The following is a 21811-nucleotide window of genomic DNA, read 5'->3' on the forward strand; positions in this document are numbered from 1 at the left end:
CCCGGCTACCTTGCGCGCATGGCCTACGACCCGGCGCGCGCGGGTGCCCTCCCCGGGCCGGTGAGCGCCCCGTCGCTCGAGCTCCGCGCCGGCGGCCGGCACCGCACGCTGCGGCCGGGCGAGAGCCTCGTCGTCGGGCGGGACGAGTCGTCCGACCTGCAGGTGCTCGGCCCCCGCGTCTCTCGCGAGCACCTGCTGATCCGTTCCACGCCGGCGGGCTGGCAGATCGTCGACCGCAGCCGCAACGGCTCCTTCGCCGGCGGCCGTCCGTTCCGGGAGATCACGGTGACGGGGCCGGTCGTCGTCCGGCTCGGTGACGTCGCCGCCGGCCCCGAGGTGCACGTCGCGGTGATCCCGGCGCGGCCGCCGGCGCCCCCCGTGCCGACGCCGTCGCCGGCCCCCGAGCGCTCCACCGTCACCGTGCCCGCCGCCGAGCGCTCGTCCGCCCAGGGCCGGCTCTCGGCGGTGCACCGCCTGGCCACCACCGCCGACCTGCCCCGCAGCGGTCCCTCCCCGGTGACACCGCGCGTGCGGATCGGACGCGCGGACGACAACGACGTCGTCGTCAGCGATCTGCTCGTCTCGCGCCACCACGCCGAGCTCGTGCGCCGCCCCGACGGGGGCTGGGACATCGTCGACCTCGGCAGCCCGAACGGGACCTTCGTCGACGGCGCCCGGGCGCGTCGTGCGCCCGTCAGCCCGACCTCGGTGGTCGGGATCGGGCACGCGTTGTTCCACCTCGAGGGTGACCGGTTGGTGGAGCACGTCGACACCGGCGACATCGGTTTCCGCGCCGATGGTCTCGTCGTGCGGGAGGGTGACAAGACGCTGCTGCACGGCGTGGGGTTCTCGCTCGGCAGCCGGAGCCTGCTCGCCGTCGTCGGGCCCTCGGGTGCGGGGAAGTCGACGCTGCTGCGGGCGCTGACGGGGTTCCGGCCGGCCGACGAGGGCGTCGTCGAGTACGCGGGACGCGACCTGTACGCGGAGTACGACGAGCTGCGCCAGCGCATCGGGCTGGTGCCCCAGGACGACATCCTGCACCCGCAGCTCACCGTCCGGCGGGCTCTCGCGTACGCGGCGCAGCTGCGCTTCCCCACCGACGTGTCGGCCGCCGACCGCGACCACCGCATCGAGCAGGTCATCACCGAGCTGGGCCTGTCCGGCCAGGCCGACCAGCGCATCGACTCCCTGTCCGGCGGCCAACGCAAGCGCACCTCCGTCGCGCTGGAGCTGCTCACCCGCCCGTCGCTCCTCTTCCTCGACGAACCCACCTCCGGCCTCGACCCCGGGCTCGACAAGTCGGTCATGCGCACGCTGCGAGGGCTGGCCGACGACGGCCGGACGGTGGTGGTGGTGACCCACAACGTCGCCAACCTCGACGTCTGCGACCGCCTCCTGCTCCTGGCGCCGGGCGGGACCGTCGCCTACTTCGGACCGCCCCAGGAAGCCCTCGCCTACTTCGGCGTCACCGACTTCGCCGACCTCTTCCTGCTCCTCGACCGCGAGAAGGGTGTCGACTGGGCCGACCGCTACCGGCGCTCGCCGCAGTGGGCGCGCTACGTCGGGGCACCCGACGCGCAGCGGCGCCATGCGCTGGGCGCCACCACCCCGGCGCAGGCGGCCCGCCAGCAACCGGTGCTCACGCAGTTCGCGGTGCTCTGCCGGCGCTACCTCGCCGTCGTCCTCGCCGACCGCCAGTACACGATCTTCATGGCGGTCCTGCCGCTGCTGCTCGCCGTCCTGACGCACGCGCTGCCCGGCGACACCGGGCTCTCCCAGGCGGCCCAGGCGCGCGGCACGCCCGGCAACCCGAACAGCCTGCTGCTCGTGTTCATCGTGGGCGCCGCGCTGATGGGGTCGGCGGCGGCGATCCGCGAGGTCGTCAAGGAACGCGAGATCTACCGCCGCGAGCGGGCCATCGGGCTCTCCCGCGGCGCGTACCTGGCGTCGAAGCTGACGGTGCTCGTCGTGATCACGGGCATCCAGGCGGTGCTGCTCGGCGTCCTCGGCATGATCGGGCGCCCGGGCCCGGACGAGGCGGTGCTGCTGGGCTCCGGCAGCGTCGAGATCGTGGTCGCGCTCGTCGGCGTCACCGTGGCCAGCATGGCGCTCGGGCTCGCGGTCTCCGCCGCGATCACCAACGCCGACCGCGGCATGCCGCTGCTGGTGCTGCTCGCGATGCTGCAGTTCATCCTGTCCAGCGCGCTGCTGCAGATCCAGGGCAGCCCCGTGCTGGCGCAGCTCTCGTGGCTCGTGCCGGCGCGGTGGGGGTTCGCCCTCGGCGCGTCGACCATCGGCATCCCCAGCGGCCCGGGACTGCCCACGTCCTACCGCGAGCACGACCCGCTCTGGGACCACGACCCGGCGACGTGGCTGCTCGACCTCGGCGCCCTCGCCGGCCTGACCGTGCTGTTCGCGGTGCTCACCGCCGTGCTCCTGCGCCGCGTCGAACCCATCCGGGGTGGGCGCCGGCGGTAGGTCCCGCTGCCACGGTTCTCTCAGGAACATCCCGGGCCGCCCGCAGCGTCAGAGAGTCGATCGAGCCACCGACCTCGGCAAGGGAGCACACGATGAGCGACTCCGGCGACTACACCTCGAGCGACGGCACCGTCTACGGCGTCGACGGCGGCCTGGTGGCCTTCCCGGCCGGCACGCCGAGCACGACTTCGTTCGACGGCGACCACGACGGCTACTACGAGACGTCCTCCACCGACGCCGACGGCGACGGCTACGCCGAGACGGCCTCGGCGGACGAGAACCGCGACGGGTACGACGAGTACGCCGTCTCCGACAACGACCACGACGGCCGCGTCGACGAGGTCGTCCTCGACACCGACGCCGACGGCTACGGCGACGCCGCGATCACCGACGGCGCCCCGTACGGCGAGGACGGCCCCGTCGCGGTGGCCGACACCGACGGCGACCTCTACGCCGACGTCGTCATCCCGGCGCTCTGAGCCCACGCCACCTCGCGGAGCTGACTGAAGGGCACCTTCGCTCGAATAGACGGGCGAGGGGCGCCCTTCGCCAGAACGCCGGCGCGGGACCCCGGGCGCGAGGGGCACGTTCGGCAGCTCCGCGTCCCTGTCGATCATGTTGAACGTGCTGGTCGCGGCCGGGGTGTGTCGCACGTGCCCCCGCTTCACGGGACACGCCTCTACGATCCGGGCGTGAGCTCGCCGTGGGAACCCCAGCGCGACGGCCGGGACGGGCAGGACACCCCGGCGCCCTTCGCATCGCCCGGATCGACCCCGACGTCATCACCGACACCGGATCCGGCGACCTCCGAGCCGTACTCGTCGGACCCCTACGGGCCGAGCCCCTACGCGCTCGAGCCGTACTCGGATCCGTACGCCGCCGACCGCGCACGAAATCCTTACGCGCAGAGCGGCTACGGCCAGAACCCGTACGCCCAGCCCTACGACCAGAGCGGCTACGGGCAGGGCGGCTACGGACAGGACCCGTACAGCGCCTACCCGCCCGGCTCGTACAGCCCGTACCCGCAGGGCCCCTACACGGCGGCGCCCTACAGCTCCTACCCCACCGGCCCAGCCGTCTCGGGACTCGCGGTCGCCTCACTGGTGTGCGGCATCCTCGGCTTCTTCACCGCCGGCCTGACCTCCATCCCCGCCGTGATCTGCGGACACCTCGCCTGGCGCGAGACGAGCAGCGGCCAGAACACCGGCCACGGCATGACGATCGCCGGCCTCGTCCTGGGCTACCTGCCGATCGTCGGCTGGATCCTCTTCTGGCTCTTCGTGCTCGTGGTCGGCCTCGGCTCCGTCTGAGTCGCCCACGACGCTGCGAGTGGCGGGAGGACCCGGTGACGGCGAGCGACATCCCCGCACCCGGCCTGCGTGAGCGCAAGAAGGCCGCTACCCGCGCCGCGCTGCGCCAGGCGGCGGTACGGCTGGGCCGGGAGCACGGCCCCGACGGGGTGACGGTCGAGGCGATCTGCGCCGAGGTCGACGTCTCGCCGCGCACGTTCTTCAACCACTTCACCAGCAAGGACGACGCCTTCTTCGGCGCCGGCCCCGAGGGCACGACCGACGTCACCGACGCCGTCGTCGCCCGTCCCGCCGACGAGGACCCGCTCGCCGCGGCGGCCGCCGTGCTCGCCGACGTCCTCGACACCGCGACGGGCTCGGGCGTCTGGCACCAGCAGCTCCTGCTGCTCCGCGAGCACCCCGAACTGCTGGGGCGCATGCACGCCGCGACCCGCGCCACCGAGTCCGCCGTCGCCGCCGGCCTCGCCGCCCGCACGCGCCGCACCGAGACGGACCCGTACGTCCTCACCACCGCCGCGATGGCGATGACGGCGGTGCGCGTGGCCGTCGGCCTCTGGCTCGACCACCCCGAGGCGTCGGGAACCACCGCCCGCGACCACCTGGACGCCGTCGTCGCCCTCGTCCGTGCGGGCCTCGCCCCGCCCGCGTGACGCGTCCCGGCCGCACCACCCGCACCACCACCCGCCAGGAACAGGGAGACATGAGCCAAGCGACGCTGCCCCGCGACGACCACGCGGATGCGGAGGAGCCGGCGGGCCCGCCCGAGCTCTCGCCGGAGATGAAGCGCAGCAACGTGCGGTTCGCGCTCACGCTCCCGCTCTTCTTCATGATCATGTTCCCGCTCTGCTACATCACGGCGCTGCACCTCCCGGTGCCGCACGACCTGCCGGTCGCCGTGGTCGGAGCGGGCGCCGCGTCGTTCATCGCGGCCGCCGGTCCCGCGTTGGCCGGGAAGTTCGCGCTCGTGCCGGTCGACACCCCGCAGCAGGCCACCGACATGATCTTCAACCAGACGGTGAAGGCGGCCTACGTGACGGCACCGCCCGGGCAGCCGGCGCAGATGCTCGTGGCGGGGGCCGACGGCCGGGTGATGACGCAGCTCGTCCCCACCGCGCTCCAGCCCTTCGCGACGCAGGCCGGCAACACGATCCAGACCGTCGACATCGCGCCGCTCGCCCCGGGCGACGGCAACGGCATCGGCCTCATGTTCTTCATGCTGATCGTCAGCATCGTCGGCTTCATGACCGCGAACATCCTCGGCAACGCGGCGTTCTTCCTGCCCATGCGCGCCCGCGTCGCGATCAGCGCCGGGGTCGCCGTGCTCACGCCGGTCGTGCTCTACCTGTTCATGGGCGCGTGGCTGCAGATCCTGCAGGGCAGCGTCGGGCAGATCGTCGCGGTGATCGCCCTGGGCGCCGTGACGTCGTTCACCGTCGGACTCACGACCACCGCACTCGTCGCGTTCCTCGGGAAGTGGGCCCTGTTCCCCGGGATGCTCGTCTTCGTCTTCCTCAACATCCCGTCGTCGAACTCCGCCTACCCCGCCGAGATCGTCCCGCCGTTCTTCGGCTGGCTCTCGGAATGGCACCTCGGCGCCGCGTTCGTCGACTCCGTGCGCGCGATCCTCTACCTCGACAACGCGGGCCTGGGCGGGCACCTGCTGGTAATCGGCTGCTGGCTCCTCGCCGCGGTCCTGCTCATCGCCGCGGCGGCCTGGCACACCCGGGCTCCGGCGGACGACGTGTCCGGCCCCGCGGATGCGGCGGCGTCGGGTGCGGGACCGGAGCGCGTGCTGCTCGGCCGCGTCCACGACCACCACGGCAGCCCGGTCTCCGGCGCCGTCGTCACCCTCGTCGACCACGACGGGTCCCAGACGGGACGGACCAGTACCTCGACGGAGGGCAGCTTCCGCATCGACGACCTGCCGACCGGCGCGTACACGCTCATCGCCGCCGCGCCGGGGCACGAGCCGGTCGCGCGCTCGACGGTGCTCGACCATCGCGGTCGTCCCGAGCAGGATTCCCGCGCCGACCTCGGCGACATCCGCCTCGTGGCGCTCGAGGACCAGCACCGCCACCGCACGTCGGTGGCCACCGACGGCACGGTCCCCCCGTCCGCGGCCTCGTACGGGGGCGGCTGATCACCGCCCGGTGATCACCAGGCCACCACGGGCGATGTCGATCTCCCTCGCCCGCCCGGAAGCCTGCTGATCACGAACCGAGCCGGCCTCTGGCCCGCGGACTCTCGATCAGGCCGACGTCGGTTCCGGGCTCGCTGTCAACCCTTTCGCGCGACACGACCACCCCGCTGCAGACGCCACCCTCGGAATGCGGTACGAACGAAGAACAGTTGCTCGTCGCCCGCCCTGTGCTAGCGACGACTACTCACGAAATTCGGTCACGAATCGACCTCCTGCTCAGAGTCTCCGACCGTGGCCACCCATCGCGAAAGCCATTACCCGTGGCTTCTTCGGCGCGCCGGGAGGAAGACCGTGAACATCTCCGATGTGAGCTTACTCGTCTTGACCTCACCGCTCCTGCTCGCGGTCCTACTATTCGGAGTCGCGGTCATCATCTCGGCAATCCGAAGTGAACCCGCTAGCCTCGCAGAGCTCGTAAGCACGGTTGGCGCCGGATTCGTATCGATGATGAAGAGCATCGGCTCGCCTGCTTATTGGCGCGGGAACGGGGTTCCAGACGTCGGCGACCGCCGACAGGTCTGGACTGCAGGTCAGCACAACGCAGAGGCGTCTGGCATCGAGGACGGATCGGAGAAGTGATTGTGCTTAGCCATTGCCCGCTTAGTGCTCGGCGTATCCGGATAGTCACCCTGATGAAGATGCTCGATCCACTAACAAGCAACCCCAGGAAAGGTCGCGATGCCCGAGGCCGGCCATGGAGAGCCTCGACCCGCCGTGAACACCACACTCGACCTTGAGGACCCGGGCCCACGCGCTCAAGATCAACACTGTGGAGGCACTCCAGCGGCGTCGACGTAGAGCGCCATGCCCGGCCTAGGACTGAGCCGACAGCCCCTCGGGCGAGATGCTCACCGGGCAATCACCCAGCGACTTCATCCGGTGTCAGTGAGCTGGTAGTTCCCGGAGTCGATCATCCGCGACCCGGGAACATGTGCGCAGCCCCACCACCGGGAAGGCGACGAACCGCACCGCCACCGGGGAGTGATCGGACTGCCCCACCGCCGGGCACGTTCCTGACCGCACCGCCCCCAGGCGCGGAAGGGTACTCAAGCTCCCCCGAGGCGGGACCGGCAAGGTGGGATGGGAACACTTGCCGACGCGGCATGCCGCGCTCGAAGATCCAGCCGGACATGCGTGTTGCGCTCCGCTCTCGGGTCAGGTGCAGTGCTGGTGCCTCGCGGGCGCTGCGCCGCGTGGCGCACTTCATACACCCTCGCGCCATCGGACCGACGACGACCCCCCGATCTACGCCGCAGAAACACACGGAGGGGATCGCTCGGCGCGGCGCAAGAGTTACCTCAAGCCAGTTCGCGCCAGACGAGCGCGACCCCATGCCCCGGGAAGAGCCACGCGCCCAGAGGGACCTCTGTGACCCCGTCCGCACCGCTCCAGTAGGACGGGCTGCTCGAGGTAGTCATGGTGAACGGCTTGAGATGGAACCAGTGCTGACCCTCGTATTCGAGATCAAAAGCTGATGTATCAAAGGCCATGCGTTCGACAAAGCACGGGAAAGGTGCCTGCCAATAGCAGAAGCCGTCCGCTAGCAGCTGCAGCGTCGTTGAGCGTATCGTCAGTTCCTCGATTGTCACGACGCGACGCCCAGCCGGTGCAAGGCGATGCAGATCCACCTCGAAGATTCGCAACTTGCTCATGTACAGGCGTCGGTCGAGACCAGCGCCGCCAGGCAGGTCGGGGTGGAAGAAGGACAGATACTTGCCCCAGTCCTGAAGCTTAACCTCTCGCAGACGATCACCCGGCTGCTGAGGTTCGATCGAGTGAACCGAGTCGTCCGCATCGGTGTAGCGCATCCCGATGTGGACCGTGTCTCGAATGCTCTCGACTGATTCTTCGAAAGAGGCGTCGACCGGATCGTCGCGTACGAACCACAGCTCGAACAACGGTAGGCGACAGGCCGCGATGATGTTGTCCCGCAGCGAAGTATCAGAGGTAGCAAAGATGACGAAGCTTGTCGTAGGGACGCGAGCGCGGAAGGTGTAGCGCTCTTCCATCACCATGCGATAGGTGAGCCGATCGACACGGCTGAGCTGGAAGTAGACCTCCGTGCGCTCGCTGATTGTCGCATCGCCTCCGTCGAGCGCCTCTCCCTCACCTCCGAGCAACGCCGTCAGCACATCACGAGGCAGCTTCGAGTCTCCGTACACGCGCCCGAGCAGCGACTCGAGCCCCCGGGCAGGCGGGATCGTCGACAGGGTCGAGAGGGCGCTGCTACCCATGGTCTCAGCCACGAGCTTGGCAGCCCGCCTTATCTCACTTCGTATGATCGAAGCAATGACGCCGGCCACGAAAGTCAACGCGCCGACAAGCACAAGCGTCGCGCCGGCAACGGTCGCCACCCGGCTCGGCCCGAAGAACAGAACGGCAAGACCAAGCGTGGCGCAACCGACCCCGAGGGCGGTCCAACGGCGGAACGAGATCCGCTCAGGCTCGCCGCCCCCCGTGGCCACGACCCCATCCTCTGCGGCGAGGACACCGAGAACAAGACCGAAGATGATCGGCGGAGCGGAAGCGCGTCATCAGCTCCTCGTGGACATTGCTTCCTTGAAATCCGCGTCGTCCTCGAAGCCGACGTACGATCCGAGATCCGCGGACGAGCCACCGTCGGAGTCCTGCGGCCGCCGCTCGCGCACGATGCCCTTGTAGAGGCCCAGCAGGTGGGTGGTCATCGCGATCCGCGCGCCCACCTCGTCCCCACGTCGGAGCTGCACGGCGATCTGGTTGTGGTCGTTGACCGACCGGTCGTGCACCGCGGGGCTGGTGAAGCTCCCTTCGCGCCAGTCGGAGATCAGCGGCGTGACCATCTCGTACAACGTCTGCAGATAGCGGTTCCCCGACGCCTCGACGATCGCGCCGTGGAACTCCTCGTCGGTGCGCAGCAGGGTGGCCGCGTCGTCGTGGTCGGCCTCCTGGTGGGCGAGAGACAGCTTGCGGATGTCGTCGAGTGCGCCCTTGCCCGCCCGTGATGCCGCCAGCGCCGCCGCCGTTGACTCCAGAGCGATCCGGACCTCCATGACGTCGACGATGTCGAAGTCCTCGCCGGCGAGGCGGTCGCGCATGAGGTCGGTGGCCGAGCGCAAGGGCTCGGAGGTGACGAACCAGCCGATGCCGCGGTTCACCTCGACGACGCCACGCGCCTCGGCGCGCTGGAGACCGGTGCGCACGGAGCTGCGGGCCACGCCGAAGAGCCGCGCGAGCTCCGGCTCGGTGGGGAGGCGGGAGCCCGGCGCCAGGTCGCCGGCGCGCACGAGCTCGAGCACCCGGTCGCACACGAGCTCGGGAACCGGGCGTCGCGACGGCGGGAGCACCCAGCGATCGGCGTCGGTGGACTGTCGCTCGTCCAAGGTCAGGCCTCCTGCCGACCGGGTGTCGAGGCAGGCACGGATCGGCCGGGGCTCCACACGTCACTTGTCCGACGGGTGCACGTTGTCGGACAACGGATGACTCAAGGTAGCAGGACTGTCAACCTGCTCTAGTCCGACATCTTACTTTAGTTGACAGACAACCTCTCTCCGTCGGACGCTACCCCTGCCTCACCCGCATCGGTGTACGGGCCGATCCCCGGACACCGCGAGCTCGAGGAGGGTCCACCCATGATCCAATCGCCGTCCCAGGGCATGGTGATCGCGATCGCGTTCGTCATCTTCCTGCTGATCGTGTTCTGGCGGATCTCCATCCCGCTGATCCTCGCCATCGTGCTGGCGAAGGTGATCGTGGCACTGGCGTCCGCGTCCCAGCAGGAGCCGGCCGTGGCCGCGGCCGCGCTCCTGCTGCGGGTTCCTCCTCCCTTCTAGGCCGGGGCGGGCGGCCGATGAGCCGCGGTCCGCCCGCTCCGACCGAGGAAGATCCGCAATCATGGAGCGGACGCTCCGCTGAGCGGAACGATCGCTCAAGAAAGACAGATCTTCGCCCGGCGTCCGCGCGGGCGCGAGAGGGCGCCGCCCGGTCACCTGGCACGCTGACCACGTGCTGTTCGCCCTGCGCTTCGCCGAGCCGATCGCGCGCGGCGAGGTCGACCTGACGTTCCGGCGCTGGCGCCGCGCCCAGGTGCGACCCGGCCGGCCGTACCGGACGCCGGTCGGCCGCCTCCAGGTCGACGAGGTCGACGTCGTGGCCCGCGAGGACCTCGGGCCGGACGACGCCCGGCGCGCCGGGTTCGACGACGTCGCCGCCCTGCTCGCCGAGGCCGACAAGCACGCCGCCGAGGACGCCGAGCTCTACCGGGTGCGCTTCCACCTGCTCGACGAGCCCGACCCGCGCTCGGAGCTCGCCGCCTCGGTGCCGGACGCGGACGACCTCGCCGCGGTCTGCCGGCGCCTCGACGCCATGGACGCCCGCAGCGGTCACGGCCCCTGGGCGTGGGCGACGCTCGCGGCGATCGCCGAGCGCCCCGCCGTCCGCGCGCCGGACCTCGCCGCCTCGTTCGGCCGCGAGACGCTCCCGTTCAAGGCCGACGTCCGCCGCCTCAAGGCCCTCGGCCTGACCCTCTCGCTGCCCGTCGGCTACGAGCTCTCGCCCCGCGGCCGCGCCGTCCTGGCGAGCCGGACCTAACGCGCCCAGTTCGGGTGCACCGCGCCCACCACGGCGACGCCGTCCATCTCGGCTCCCGGCACGCAGGGCACGAGCGCGCGGGCCGGGGCCGCCGGAGACACCTCGTCGCCGACTGACCGACGGACCGTCGCCCAGTCCCTGACCTCCTCCGGGAGCTCCGGCGTCAGGTCCACGACCGTGTCCCGGGGACACGCCTCGAGCACCGTGCCCTCGAGCGACGTCGGCGGTGCCGCCGGGAGACGATGTGTCGACGGGGTCCGCGACGACCCGAAGAGCCGCCGGCGGCGCAGCGCGCGCAACGACCCCGTGCCGGCGGAGAGCACGAGCGCCCGGTACCCGTCGCCGAAGTGCTCGCGCAGCAGCGCACCGACGGAGCCGGGGCGGACGACGACGTGGTCGGCGTGCGCCCACAGCACGACCCGCCCGTGCGCGCCGGCTGCGATCACCGCCTCCGCCATCAGCCGCGACGCCACGGCGTCCGCGCGGCCGGGCGGCGTGGCCGCGAGCTCCGCCGCCCGCGCCAGGAACTCCGCATGACGCACCGCCTCCGCGTGCGCGGCGGGTGAGGTCGCCGCGACGAGCGCGGGCGCGTCCTGCTCCAGGCGGGACAGCACCCGGTCGACCGCCGCACGAGAAGCGGCGTCGCCGTACCCGAGCGCGAGGTCGGCGAGCGCATCGGCCACCGACGGCAGCACGTCGGGAGCGGCCGTGCGCAGGAAGGCGCCGACGACGCGGACGGCCGTCGCCGGACGGCGCGGGTCGATCCCGACGACCGACACGGAGGGGCCCTCCGCCAGCGAGCGCACGAGGTCGAGGACCTCGCGGGTGTTCCAGCTCCACGACCCGAGACGCTCGAGCGCCTCGCCGAAGGCTCCTCTGCCGCGGATCGCGTCGTCGAGCACCGTCGCCGCCGACTCGCCGGCCTGCAGCGCCAGCGTCCCGGCCCCGTCGGCCACGAACGCCGACACGCACCGTGCCGCCAGCAGCGCCAGCTCCCGCGTCCCCCCGACGGCCGGCCCGAGCGCGACCACCTGCGCGCCGGCCGTCGCGCGGACCCACGCACCGACCCCGTCGGGGCCCCCGTCGGCGTCGTCGGGCACGGCGAGCGGGTGACCGTGGTCGGCGAGCCAGCGCGCGACGGGGTCCGGGGAGGGCACGCCGAGCACCCTGGCAGCACCCCGGCGTCAGGCGGACAGCGGCTCCACCACCCGCGCACGGACGCCGGTGCCGTCGTAGACGCCGGTGATCGTGTCGCACCAGGTCGGCGCGGTGAAACGGTCGCGGAACGACGCTCCCGCCCGCCGGCGCAGGTCGGCACCGCGGTCGGCGACCGCGGCGAGAGCCGCGCGCAGGTCCGCGGTACCGAACGAGGTCGGGACCACCACGCCCAGGTCGTGCGCGGCGACGTCGTCGGCGGCGCTGTTGCCGTCGACGGCGAGCACCGGCAGTCCGGCGGCGAGCGCCTCGAGGTACACCGTCGGCAGGCCCTCGAACCAGCGCGACGGCACGACGAGCCCGGCGTAGCCGCCCATCGCGGCGCGCAGGGCGGCGTTGTCCATCGACCCGAGCAGGCGGACCCCGTCCGGAGCGGCCGACTCGATCGCCGGGCGCAGCTCCCCCTCCCCCACGACGTCCAGCCCCACGCCGGCCGGCCACGAACGCACGAGCTCGAGGACACCCTTCTCCGGGGTCAGCCGCGCGACGCACAGCCAGCGGTCGCCGGGCGCCACGGCCGCGGCCGGCGTCACGGTCACGAAGTTCGGCACGACGTGGAGGCGGTCCACGCCGGCGTCGCGGTACGTCCGGCGCGCCCGCTCGGAGAGGACGACGAGGGCGTCGGCGCGCGCCAGCAGCGGGTCGGCCGGGGCGCCGTGACGGCCGCGGAACGCCAGCGGCAGCGACGCCACCCGCGAGCCGTGGAAGCAGCCGTGCTTCACCGCCGCCCAGCGGTCGCCCGACGGGCACGCCGTGCACGGGGCGCCGTCACGGAAGAGGTAGCCGTTCGCGCACATCGGCCGGAAGTTGTGCAGCGTCGCGACGATGCGGCCGGGCCAGTCGCGCAGCCAGGCGGTGCCGAAGTTCGGGAAGAGGTTGTGCACGTGGACGACGTCGGGGCGGAAGGCGGCGAGCTCGGCGGTCGGGTCGGGCCCGACGCCGGTGGCCGTGGTCAGCGCGGCCTCGACGGGGTACGACGCGCGGCGCAGCCGGTCGTCGGTGTGGCGCGCGACGAGCGCGACCTCGTGGCCCGCGGCGCGCAGCGCCTCGACCTGCGCGAGCACGACCTGGTTCTCCCCGCTCGGCACGCGGCTGGAGTAGAAGCTGTGGACGACGGCGATGCGCATGGTCAGGCCCTTCGGGGAAGACGCAGGGAGAGGGCACGCAGGCCGTCGACGGCCCGCAGGGCGGCCAGCACGGCCGCGGCGTAGACGAGCATCCGCACGCCGGAGCGCAGGTTGTACTGGAGCATCAGGATCGTGAAGACCAGCGGCAGCGCGGTGAGCACCAGCGCGACACCGCGGCGGCCGGCGTCGAGCAGCACGGCGATCCGGTGGTCGAGCGTCCCGAGGAACATCCCGACGACGAACCAGAACCCGACGACGACGCCCCAGCCGTAGTTGGCGAGCTCACCGGCGCCCGAGAACGGCGTGTACAGGTTGATCCGCAGGCTGTCGGACACGTCGTACCAGCCGATCATCGAGCCCGGCAGCGGGTTGACCTGCAGGAAGAAATAGTCCAGCGGCAGCGGCGCGACCTGGAAGGCCGTCGCGCCGACGAGTGGGAACGAGATGAGCAGGTTGTCCGCGGCGCCGCCGAGGATGTCGTTCTGGCCGACGATGCCGGGCAGGGCCTCGGCGTAGGGGATCAGGCCGTGCGCGCCGACGCCGCGGACGTAGAGCGGGATCGGCAGCAGCACGAGCGCGGCGACAACGGCGGCGGCGAGGCCGATCCGGGTGGCGCGCGAGGGCCGGGCGACGTGCGCGCCGACCGCCATGAGCAGCGGCAGCAGCGCGAGGCGGCGGCTGCCGAGCGCGAAGAACAGCGCCAGGTAGCCGGCCGCGAGCGTGATCGGCAGCAGGAGCCGCACGCCCCGCTCGGAACCGAGCACGAGCCCGCAGCCGACGGCCCCGGCGAGGCCCAGCATCGACACGATCCCGCCCGCGGAGCCGGCCTCGCCGATGAGGTAGGTGCTGCGCTCGAGGAGGTCCTGGCCCTGGACGACCACCGTGGCCAGCAGCGGCAGCGCCGCGACCGCCAGCACGATCAGCCGCGTCGATGCGTCGCCGTCGAAGGCGCCGGTGTCGGGGAGCAGCGTCCGGGTGGCGTCACGCCGGTCCCGCGCCCCCAGCATCGTGAGCGCGACCGCCCCGCCGATCAGCAGGGTCGTCGCGGAGACCGCGAGCAGCAGCGCGGTGCGCACCGTCTCGTCGTCGCTGAGCGCGAGGGTCGCGCTGACGCCGCCGTCGGCGCCGACGCTGCGCCCGAAGGCCGCGCCCAGGGCGGCGGTCGCGACCAGCGACAGCGCGACGAGCAGCAGCGGGGACACCCACCCGTCGAGGAAGCGCCGCCGCACGACGACGGCGACCGCGAGCGGGACCCCGAGCAGCGCGAGCCACGTCAGGGCGCTCCCGGCGTGCACGGCCGCGAGCGTCAGCACCGCGGTGACGAGCGCGCCGGTGCCGTAGAGCCCGAACCGGGCGGTGGTCGTCACGACGTCCCCGCGGCACGCGGCGGGACGGGCCGGGCGACGGGCGGGGTGATGGCGTCCGGCACGGCGGACAGGGCGTCGGTCGCCCGGGTCCGCCAGGCGCGCGACTCCTTGCGGTGGGCACCGCCGGCGCGCCGGGCGGGCTCGGTGCCGGTCGCGACCGCGCTCGGCACGATCCGCACCGGCACGGGCGCCGGCAGCGGAGCCGGCAGCGGGGCGGGGACGGGCGCGGGGACCGGCGTCGGGCGGCGGGTCCCGCCGGTCCCGGTGCCCCGTCCCCCGCCCCCGGACCGGTGCGACCCGTACGAGCCGTAGGACCCGTAGCGGCCGTAGCCCTCGCCGCCGGAGCGCGGCACCTGCGTGAGGACCGTGCCGAGCAGGTTCGCTCCCGCCGTCGTCAGCGTGGCCACCGCCTGGCGCACCGCGCCGCTCGAGGTCGTGCCGTGGCGGGCCAGCAGCACCACGCCGTCGCAGCGGTGGGACAGCACCGCGCCGTCGGTGACCGGCAGCAGCGGCGCCGAGTCGACGATCACCCAGTCGTAGCGGGCGCGGAGCTCGTCGAGCGTGGCGGCCAGGCGCTTGGACTCGAGCAGCTCGCTCGGGTTCGGCGGCACCGGCCCGGCGACGACGACGTCGAGGCGCCCGGCCCGCTGGACCGCGTGGGCGACGGGCGCGCCGGTGGCGAGCACCGTGGTGAGACCGACCGCGGGCTCGAGCCCGAACGTCTCGGCGAGCACGGGACGGCGCAGGTCGGCCTCGAGCAGCAGCACGCGGTTGCCGAGGTCGGCGAGGCTCAGGGCGACGTTCGCGGCGGTGGTGCTCTTGCCCTCGCCGGGCACCGCACTGGTGATCATGACGACGGCGGCGCCGTCCTCGCGGTCGACGGTCACGAAACGCAGGTTGCTGCGCAGCTTGCGGTACGCCTCCGACGCGCTGGACGCGGGGCGCTCGCGCACCGCGAGCGGCGAGGTGCCGGCCTGCGGGTCGTGCTCGACCTGCCCGATGTCCGGCACGCCGGCGAGCTCGGCGAGCGCGGCGGCGGTGCCGACCGTGGTGTCCATCGCCGCGCGGGCGACGGCGACCCCGGCGCCGACCAACAGGCCGACGACGAGCCCGAGCACGATGTCGAGGACGGGCTGCGGGGACACCGGGTTCGCGTCGGGCTGGGCGGGCAGCGCGGTGCGCACGGACACCACCGGCGTGCCCGTGGCGGGATCGGCGGCACGCTCCATGCCGGAGACCACGTCGGCCAGGACGTCGCCGTACGTGGTGGCGATCTGCGCCGCGCGCTCCGGGGAGCCGTCGGTCGCGGTGACGAGCAGCAGCGTCGTCTCGGGCTGGTTGGTGACGCTCACGGCCGACTGCAGGCGCTCGGCCGTGGCGCCGCCGCCGACGCGGGCGGCGACCTGCTCGGCGACCCGGTCACTCGCGAGGATCTCGCGGTAGGACTTCACGCGCTCCTGCGAGAGCAGGCTGCCCTGGTAGGCGTTGGTCGCGTCGGCCGTGCCGGCGCTCGCGACGTAGAGGGTGGAGGTCGAGCGGTACTGCGGCGGGCTGAGGAGGACGACGGCGACGCCGACGAGGACCCCGATCAGCGCGAACGCCACCAGGGTCGACCAGCGGGCGCGGATCGCGTGGAGGTGGCTGACGATCACGGGGTGTCCTCTCTCGGGTGGTGGGGCGGGTGAGGACCGCTCACGCGGCCCAGGTCTCGTAGAACCGCACGGCGGCCCCTCCCGGGGCGTGGCGGTAGAACTCCCAGCAGGCGACGGGCGCCGGCAGGGTGGGGATGCGCGCGTCGCGGACGACGGTGGTGGTGCCGTCCGGCAGCGCGATCTCCGCGCGGTCGCCGACGAGCGTCACGTCCATGACCAGCGGGGTGCCGTCGGTCGGCAGGGCCGGGTCGAAGCGCCCGGCGCCGATCTCGGCGAGCTGCGAGCCCACCGCGAGGGACAGGATCCAGCGCTGGGGTGTGGCGACGAGGTGCACGGGCGCCTCGGTCACCCCGGGGTCGTTCGGCGGCAGCGCACCCCGCCAGGCGGCGAGGCAGAGCGAGCCGTCGTCCGACGTGCCCGGGCCGGGGACGAAGCCGAAGCGCGCCCCGATGCGGTGCACCGCCGTGCCGAGGTCCTGGTTGACGTAGGACGCCGCCCGCTGGTCGCCGAGCTCCGCGTCCAGGCCGCCCCCGCGCACCAGCGGTCCGCCGACGGGACCCGAGGCGCGGAGCACGAACGGGGTCCCCTCGTCGCCCCGCGCCGGGATCGGTCCGTCCGGGTGGTCGCTCCAGACCGTGTGCACGCGCGGCACCAGGGGCGGGGACAGGACCTCCCCGCCCCGCCCGCAGGCCGCGAGCAGGACCAGGGCGGCGGTGCCGCCGAGGAGGGCGCGCCGCGACATCGGGCCGGTCATCGGGCCACCTCGAGCGCGACCGGCGCCGGGGCGGGCTCCACGGGGACGCTGCGGTGACCCGCCCCGGCGTGGTGCGCCCGCGGCGTCGCGACCAGCAGGACCAGGTCGACGAACAGCGCGGCGCCGGCCAGGCCCCAGGCGAGGACGACGACCCCGCCGAAGCCCATGCCCGCGGTGGCCGCACCGACGAGCACCGCCGAGCCCAGCACCTGCAGCCCGAACAGCGACCGCGCGCGGTGGAAGCCGCGGAGCTGGGCGTGGAACGGCACCCCGAGCACGTAGAGCGCGGACTGCAGCGCGATCGGGACGACGAGCGGCGCGAACTCGGTGTACTGCGGGAACAGCAGGTCCAGCAGCGTGTGCCGCAGCGGGATGACCGCCAGCACCGCGGCGGCCAGGGTCGCCGACGCGATCGTCGCGAACCGCCGCGCGTGGCGGGCGGCCTCGACGTCGCGGCGGGCCACCGCACCCGCGACGAGCGGGGTGACGAGCACGAGCAGCGCGGCCGCGACCGTCGCCGTGGGCTGGAAGACCAGCAGCTGCACGGCCCGCAGCCCCGCGGCGTCGGCCGGGGCGAGCAGGGTGCCGGCGAGTACGAGGACCGCGTAGATCTCGCACTGGCCGAGCACCGAGGTGAGCACGAACCACCCGGACAGCGAGCGGGTGCGCCGCGCCCAGGCCTTCGGGCAGCAGGGGCGCAGCGAGCCGCCCCCGATCGCCGCCGCGACGAGCAGGCCGGTCAGCGCGCCGATGCCCCACGACGTCGCGAGCCCGGTGACGCTGAAGCCGAGCCCGCCGACGGCGAGCAGGGCGAGCACGACCACCTGCGCGGCCGCCCACGCACCGTCGGAGGCGAGCGCGTGCCCCGGCCGTCCCTGGCTGAGGAAGACGAAGCGGCGCGCGTCCTGCATGAGCGCGATCGGCACCCAGGGCGCGAGCCACAGCAGCCCGGCCAGCGTCCCGTGCCCGAGGAGCCCGCCGGCCACGCAGGCCAGCGAGCCCGCGACGCCGAGCACCAGCGCGGCGCCCGTGGACGACCGCACGATCGCGGGCCGGTCGCCGGCGGCGACGGTCGGCAGGTAGGCGAGCAGGACCTCGCCGATGACCGCGCGCCCGAGGGCGAGCACCACGGTCACCACGGCGTAGGAGACGACGAACGTGGCGAAGCCCTCGGGCGCGAGTGCCCAGGAGGCCACGAACGCGGTGAGGAAGTTGGTGCCCGAGCTGAGCAGCTGGTCGGCCACTCCGAGAACGGGACGACGACGAGAAGCAGCGGTCCCCGACCCCGCGCTCACCGGATGTCCGCGACGTCACGCCGGAAGAAGGCGAGCTGCGGGGACAGCGTGCGCTTGGCGACCGCGGGCACGCCCTCGTAGAGCGTGTGCCCCTCGGCCAGCGGGCCCTTGACGACCGAGCCGGCCGACACGATGGCGTTGTCGGGCACGACCGCGCCCGGCAGCAGCACCGAGCTCGTCGAGACCATCGCGTGGTCACCGATGATCACCGGCTTGGCGACCTGCTTGACCCGCACGATGTCGACCGTGTGCGTCATGACCTGGGAGCCGAAGCCCGCGAGGCCCGAGTAGCGGCCGATCTCGACGAGGTCGCAGCAGTCGATCATGTGCAGGCAGCTGATCAGCGCCGCGCGCTTCAGCCGCAGCACCGGCTGGCGCAGCGGCTGGTCGGCGAAGTAGTGCTTGTCGCGGCGGACGGCGTTGACCCACACCAGCGGGCCGATGACGGCCTCGGGGGCGAGGTCGACCTCCTCGCAGCCGCGGATCACCGAGCAGCTGGCGATGACGGCCTGGGGGCCGAGGACCAGGCGGTCGACGTCGACGAGGCTGCGTCCGAGCCGCGCGGTGGGGTGGATCTCGGCGCCGAGCAGGCGGGTGTGCACCCACCGGCGGGCCTTCCCGGGCAGCAGGATCGCGAGGGCGGCCGCCGCGAGGCGGGGCTTGCGGGCGCGCAGTCTCATGCCGCTGCCCCCGTTCCGACCGCCGGGGTGGCGACCATCCACGGACGCGGCGAGGCCAGGTCCTTGCGGATCGTGAAGCCGAAGATGTTGCCCTGGCGGCGGGCGACGCCGTTGAGGGCGAGGTTGACCGCGCCGACGAGGGCGGCCCGGCCGGAGCCGCTGTCACCGAGCAGCGAGCGCATGCTGCTCGTGAGGGCCCGGTCGGTGCCGATCAGCCAGCGGGCGTGGAACTCGAGCGGCACGTCGCGGCCCGGGTCGAACGACGCGACGGTCTTGGTGACCTCGCGGCGGGTCCAGCGGTAGACGTGGTTGGGCACGCCGGTGCCGTCGACGCCGCCGGTCACGCCGCCGCCGTCGGCGACGGCCTCGAGCTCGTAGGAGTTCGCGAGGCCCATTCGCTGCGCGAGGCGCATCAGCCCGGAGTCCTGGTTCTCGACGGCGACGACCGTCTTCGCCGCGATCCGGTACATCTCGTGCAGCGCCTCGTGCGGCCGGCTGCAGTGGTGCAGGCCGGCGTGCCCGATGACGTGGTCGTAGCCGCGGTCCGGGACGTCCATGTGGTGGGCGTCGGCCGTGCGGGCCTCGGGGAGGCGGCTCGACACCGAGGTCGGCGCGAGGTTGGTGAACGTGCAGCGCGTCAGGCCGAGGCGCCGGGTGACGTCGCGGTCGAACTCCCCGGCGAACTGCACCAGGACGCGGTCGTGGCGGTGGATGACGTCGCGGTCCATGAGGCCCGCGAGGATCTGCTCGTAGGTGCCGGCGCCGTTCTCGGCCATGGCGGTGTTCCTGTTCTCGGGAGTCGGGATCAGCTGGCGAGCACGGGCCGGTCGAAGCCGAGCACCGGCAGCGGGGTGACGGTGGCGGTCGGGCCCTCGAGAGCGGTGAGCTCGGCGTCGACCATCACGCGGGCGAGCTCGGGGGTGAACGTCCTCGGGGTCCAGCCGAGGACGTCGCGGGCCTTCGACGCGTCGCCGATGAGGGCGTCGACCTCGCTGGGCCGCAGGTAGCGCTCGTCGAAGCGGACGTGGCGACGCCAGTCGAGGCCGGCGTGGTCGAAGGAGAGCCGGACGAAGTCGCCGACGGTGTACGCGGTGCCGGTCGCGAGCACGTAGTCGTCGGCGGTGTCGGCCTGCAGCATCCGCCACATGCCCTCGACGTACTCGGGGGCGAAGCCCCAGTCGCGGACGGCGTCGAGGTTGCCGAGGAAGAGCTCGCTCTCCAGCCCCAGCGCGATGCGGGCGGCGGCGCGGGCGATCTTGCGGGTCACGAAGGTCTCGCCGCGGCGCGGGGACTCGTGGTTGAACAGGATGCCGTTGACCGCGTACATCCCGTAGGCCTCGCGGTAGTTGCGGGCGGCCCAGTAGCCGTAGACCTTGGCCGCGCCATACGGCGAGCGCGGGTGGAACGGCGTGGCCTCACTCTGCGGCGGCGGGGTCGCGCCGAACATCTCCGAGCTCGACGCCTGGTAGTAGCGCGTGTCCAGGCCGATCATGCGGATCGCCTCGAGCAGCCGGATCGTGCCCAGGCCCGTCGTGTCGCCGGTGAACTCTGGCTCGTCGAAGCTCACGCGCACGTGCGACTGCGCGCCCAGGTGGTAGACCTCGTCGGGCCGGATGCGCGAGAGCAGCGTGACCAGCCGGGACGAGTCGGTGAGGTCCCCGTAGTGCAGGAACAGCCGGACGCCCTCGGTGTGGGGGTCGACGTAGAGGTGGTCGAGGCGGCCCGTGGAGAACGACGAGGAACGCCGCACCAGGCCGTGCACCTCGTAGCCCTTCGCGAGCAGCAGCTCGGCGAGGTACGAGCCGTCCTGGCCGGTGATGCCGGTGATGAAGGCGGTCTTCACGAGATCTCCTGCGGGGTGAGGGGGAGGACGTCGGCGAGGTCGCCGTGGTCGGTGGTGACGCGGTCGGCCAGGTCGCGCACCCACGCCCCGTAGCGCGCGTGGGCGGCGTCGACGCCGTAGGAGCCGGCGGCGTAGCGGCGCGCGGAGGCCGCGTGGCGGGCGCCGGCGGCGGGGTCGGCGACCAGGGCGAGGGCGCCCTCGACGAGCGCTGCGGGGTCGCCGGGCGCGACGATCGGACCGGCACCGGCGGTACGGACCTCGCGGGCCGCGGCGCTCGTGTCGTTGGTCGCCGCGAGCACCGGGCGGCCGGCGGCGAAGTAGCTGGTGAGCTTGCTCGGGGCGCACATCTCGGCGACCTCGGGGCGCTCGTGCAGCAGCAGGACGTCGGCGGCGGCGAGCGCGGTGCGGAACGCCTCGGTGGGCAGCGGGTCGACGACGGTGAAGCGCTCGACGCCCCTGGCGGCCTCGACCAGGCGGGCGCGCTGGTTGCCGTCGCCCAGCAGCACGAAGCGCAGCGGCAGCCCCCGGGCGTCGGCCAGGCGGGCGGCCTCGACGACGCCGTCGAGGCCCTGCTTGGCGCCGATGTTGCCGGCGTGCAGCACGACGGCCTCGCCCTGCGGCCAGCCGAGCTCGCGACGGGCGGCGGCGATGTCGGTGTCGGGCTGCTCGTCGAGGTGCGTCCAGTTCCGGATCGTCGTCACGCGCTCGGTCGGCAGCCCGGTGCGCAGCAGCGCGTCGCGCAGCACGTCGTGCACCGCGACGACCCCGTCGGCCCCGGCGAGCAGGGAGTGCTCGAGGCGCGCGACGGCGCCGGCTCCCCGCCCGCCCAGCGCGCCGGCCTCGGCCACCGCCGCGCCGTAGAGGTCCTGGACGATGACGCCGACCGGGCAGCCGCGCCCCCACGTGCGGGCGATCCAGCGCGCCGCGCCGACGCCGAGCAGCGCGGGGCTGACGGCGATCACGACGTCCGGTCGCGGGCCGCGGACCATCGCCGCGCGCAGGGCGAACACCGCCTCCATCCCGATCCGCGAGGCGCCGGTCGGGCGCGCGGGCACGGGGTGGGGCACGCGGGTGACGCGCACGGTGCCGTCGCGCTCGTGGCGGGCCCGGCGCGCGCCGCGGTAGTCGTCGGCCACCCGCCACTGCGGGTAGTGCGGCATGCCGGTGACGACGTGCACGGCGTGGCCGTCCTGCGCGAGCATCTGCGCGAGTCCGGTGGTGTACGGGGCGATCCCGGTGGTCTCGGGGGCGTGGTTGAGGCCGACGATCAGGACGTCGAGCCGGCGGGCGGGCTCGCTCGGGGCGAGGGGCTCAGCAGACATCA

At 73.4% G+C, this 21811-nt stretch carries 20 protein-coding genes; 8 read left to right on the forward strand and 12 right to left on the reverse strand.

Features of this window, described 5'->3' with window-relative positions:
* Positions 1-18 precede the first annotated feature (18 nt).
* From WCD41_RS15330 to WCD41_RS15355, 6 genes are all read left to right on the forward strand, one after another.
* Positions 19-2478: an ATP-binding cassette domain-containing protein gene (locus WCD41_RS15330; RefSeq protein WP_337714320.1), complete on the forward strand. Its 2460-nt coding sequence runs from the start codon at positions 19-21 to the stop codon at positions 2476-2478.
* Positions 2479-2570: 92 nt separating this feature from the next.
* Positions 2571-2957, forward strand: coding sequence for a hypothetical protein (locus tag WCD41_RS15335; RefSeq protein ID WP_337714321.1), 387 nt, complete (start codon positions 2571-2573; stop codon positions 2955-2957).
* Positions 2958-3170: 213 nt separating this feature from the next.
* Positions 3171-3788, forward strand: coding sequence for a DUF4190 domain-containing protein (locus WCD41_RS15340; protein ID WP_337714322.1), 618 nt, complete (start codon positions 3171-3173; stop codon positions 3786-3788).
* A gap of 35 nt (positions 3789-3823) precedes the next feature.
* Positions 3824-4438, forward strand: coding sequence for a TetR/AcrR family transcriptional regulator (locus WCD41_RS15345; protein WP_337714323.1), 615 nt, complete (start codon positions 3824-3826; stop codon positions 4436-4438).
* Positions 4439-4488: 50 nt separating this feature from the next.
* Complete coding sequence (locus tag WCD41_RS15350; RefSeq protein WP_337714324.1) at positions 4489-5928, forward strand: carboxypeptidase-like regulatory domain-containing protein; 1440 nt, start codon at positions 4489-4491, stop codon at positions 5926-5928.
* A gap of 291 nt (positions 5929-6219) precedes the next feature.
* Positions 6220-6567, forward strand: coding sequence for a hypothetical protein (locus tag WCD41_RS15355; RefSeq protein ID WP_337714325.1), 348 nt, complete (start codon positions 6220-6222; stop codon positions 6565-6567).
* A 719-nt stretch (positions 6568-7286) separates the two neighbouring features.
* On the opposite strand, the gene WCD41_RS15360 is transcribed toward WCD41_RS15355, so the two are convergent.
* Positions 7287-8453: a hypothetical protein gene (locus tag WCD41_RS15360; RefSeq protein WP_337714326.1), complete on the reverse strand. Its 1167-nt coding sequence runs from the start codon at positions 8451-8453 to the stop codon at positions 7287-7289.
* 69 nt (positions 8454-8522) lie between these two features.
* Positions 8523-9347 (reverse strand): FadR/GntR family transcriptional regulator, encoded by an 825-nt coding sequence (locus tag WCD41_RS15365; protein ID WP_337714327.1) that lies wholly within the window; start codon positions 9345-9347, stop codon positions 8523-8525.
* 249 nt (positions 9348-9596) lie between these two features.
* Here WCD41_RS15365 and WCD41_RS15370 point away from each other — a divergent pair, with 249 nt between their 5' ends.
* Both WCD41_RS15370 and WCD41_RS15375 read left to right on the forward strand, forming a co-directional pair.
* Positions 9597-9797 carry a hypothetical protein gene (locus WCD41_RS15370; protein ID WP_337714328.1) on the forward strand — a complete coding sequence of 67 codons (201 nt, stop codon included), beginning with the start codon at positions 9597-9599 and terminating at the stop codon, positions 9795-9797.
* A 172-nt stretch (positions 9798-9969) separates the two neighbouring features.
* Positions 9970-10554: an ASCH domain-containing protein gene (locus WCD41_RS15375; RefSeq protein WP_337714329.1), complete on the forward strand. Its 585-nt coding sequence runs from the start codon at positions 9970-9972 to the stop codon at positions 10552-10554.
* Here WCD41_RS15375 and WCD41_RS15380 read toward each other — a convergent pair.
* From WCD41_RS15380 to WCD41_RS15425, 10 genes are read right to left on the reverse strand one after another with little or no spacing between them, the layout of a single operon-like run.
* Positions 10551-11711, reverse strand: coding sequence for an erythromycin esterase family protein (locus tag WCD41_RS15380; RefSeq protein WP_337714330.1), 1161 nt, complete (start codon positions 11709-11711; stop codon positions 10551-10553). The genes WCD41_RS15375 and WCD41_RS15380 overlap by 4 nt on opposite strands.
* A 27-nt stretch (positions 11712-11738) precedes the next feature.
* Positions 11739-12896 (reverse strand): glycosyltransferase family 4 protein, encoded by a 1158-nt coding sequence (locus tag WCD41_RS15385; RefSeq protein ID WP_337714331.1) that lies wholly within the window; start codon positions 12894-12896, stop codon positions 11739-11741.
* Between the two features lie 2 nt (positions 12897-12898).
* Positions 12899-14263, reverse strand: coding sequence for a hypothetical protein (locus WCD41_RS15390; protein WP_337714332.1), 1365 nt, complete (start codon positions 14261-14263; stop codon positions 12899-12901).
* Positions 14260-15915: a tyrosine-protein kinase domain-containing protein gene (locus WCD41_RS15395; RefSeq protein ID WP_337714333.1), complete on the reverse strand. Its 1656-nt coding sequence runs from the start codon at positions 15913-15915 to the stop codon at positions 14260-14262. Before WCD41_RS15395 ends, WCD41_RS15390 begins: the two co-directional genes overlap by 4 nt.
* Positions 15916-15955: 40 nt before the next feature.
* On the reverse strand, positions 15956-16669 hold the full coding sequence (locus WCD41_RS15400) for a hypothetical protein (RefSeq protein ID WP_337714334.1): 714 nt from the start codon (positions 16667-16669) through the stop codon (positions 15956-15958).
* Positions 16666-17913 carry an MATE family efflux transporter gene (locus tag WCD41_RS15405; RefSeq protein WP_337714335.1) on the reverse strand — a complete coding sequence of 416 codons (1248 nt, stop codon included), beginning with the start codon at positions 17911-17913 and terminating at the stop codon, positions 16666-16668. Before WCD41_RS15405 ends, WCD41_RS15400 begins: the two co-directional genes overlap by 4 nt.
* A 47-nt stretch (positions 17914-17960) precedes the next feature.
* Positions 17961-18644 carry an acyltransferase gene (locus tag WCD41_RS15410; protein WP_337714336.1) on the reverse strand — a complete coding sequence of 228 codons (684 nt, stop codon included), beginning with the start codon at positions 18642-18644 and terminating at the stop codon, positions 17961-17963.
* A complete protein-coding gene (locus WCD41_RS15415; protein ID WP_337714337.1) occupies positions 18641-19420 on the reverse strand; it encodes a class I SAM-dependent methyltransferase in 780 nt (259 codons plus the stop codon). The genes WCD41_RS15410 and WCD41_RS15415 overlap by 4 nt, the downstream gene beginning before the upstream one ends.
* Positions 19421-19449: 29 nt before the next feature.
* Positions 19450-20487 (reverse strand): GDP-mannose 4,6-dehydratase, encoded by a 1038-nt coding sequence (gene gmd / locus WCD41_RS15420; RefSeq protein WP_337714338.1) that lies wholly within the window; start codon positions 20485-20487, stop codon positions 19450-19452.
* Complete coding sequence (locus WCD41_RS15425) at positions 20484-21809, reverse strand: glycosyltransferase family 4 protein (protein ID WP_337714339.1); 1326 nt, start codon at positions 21807-21809, stop codon at positions 20484-20486. The genes gmd and WCD41_RS15425 overlap by 4 nt, the downstream gene beginning before the upstream one ends.
* Between the last annotated feature and the right edge of the window lie 2 nt (positions 21810-21811).

Source organism: Actinomycetospora aeridis, assembly GCF_037400275.1.
GTDB classification, from domain to species: domain Bacteria; phylum Actinomycetota; class Actinomycetes; order Mycobacteriales; family Pseudonocardiaceae; genus Actinomycetospora; species Actinomycetospora aeridis.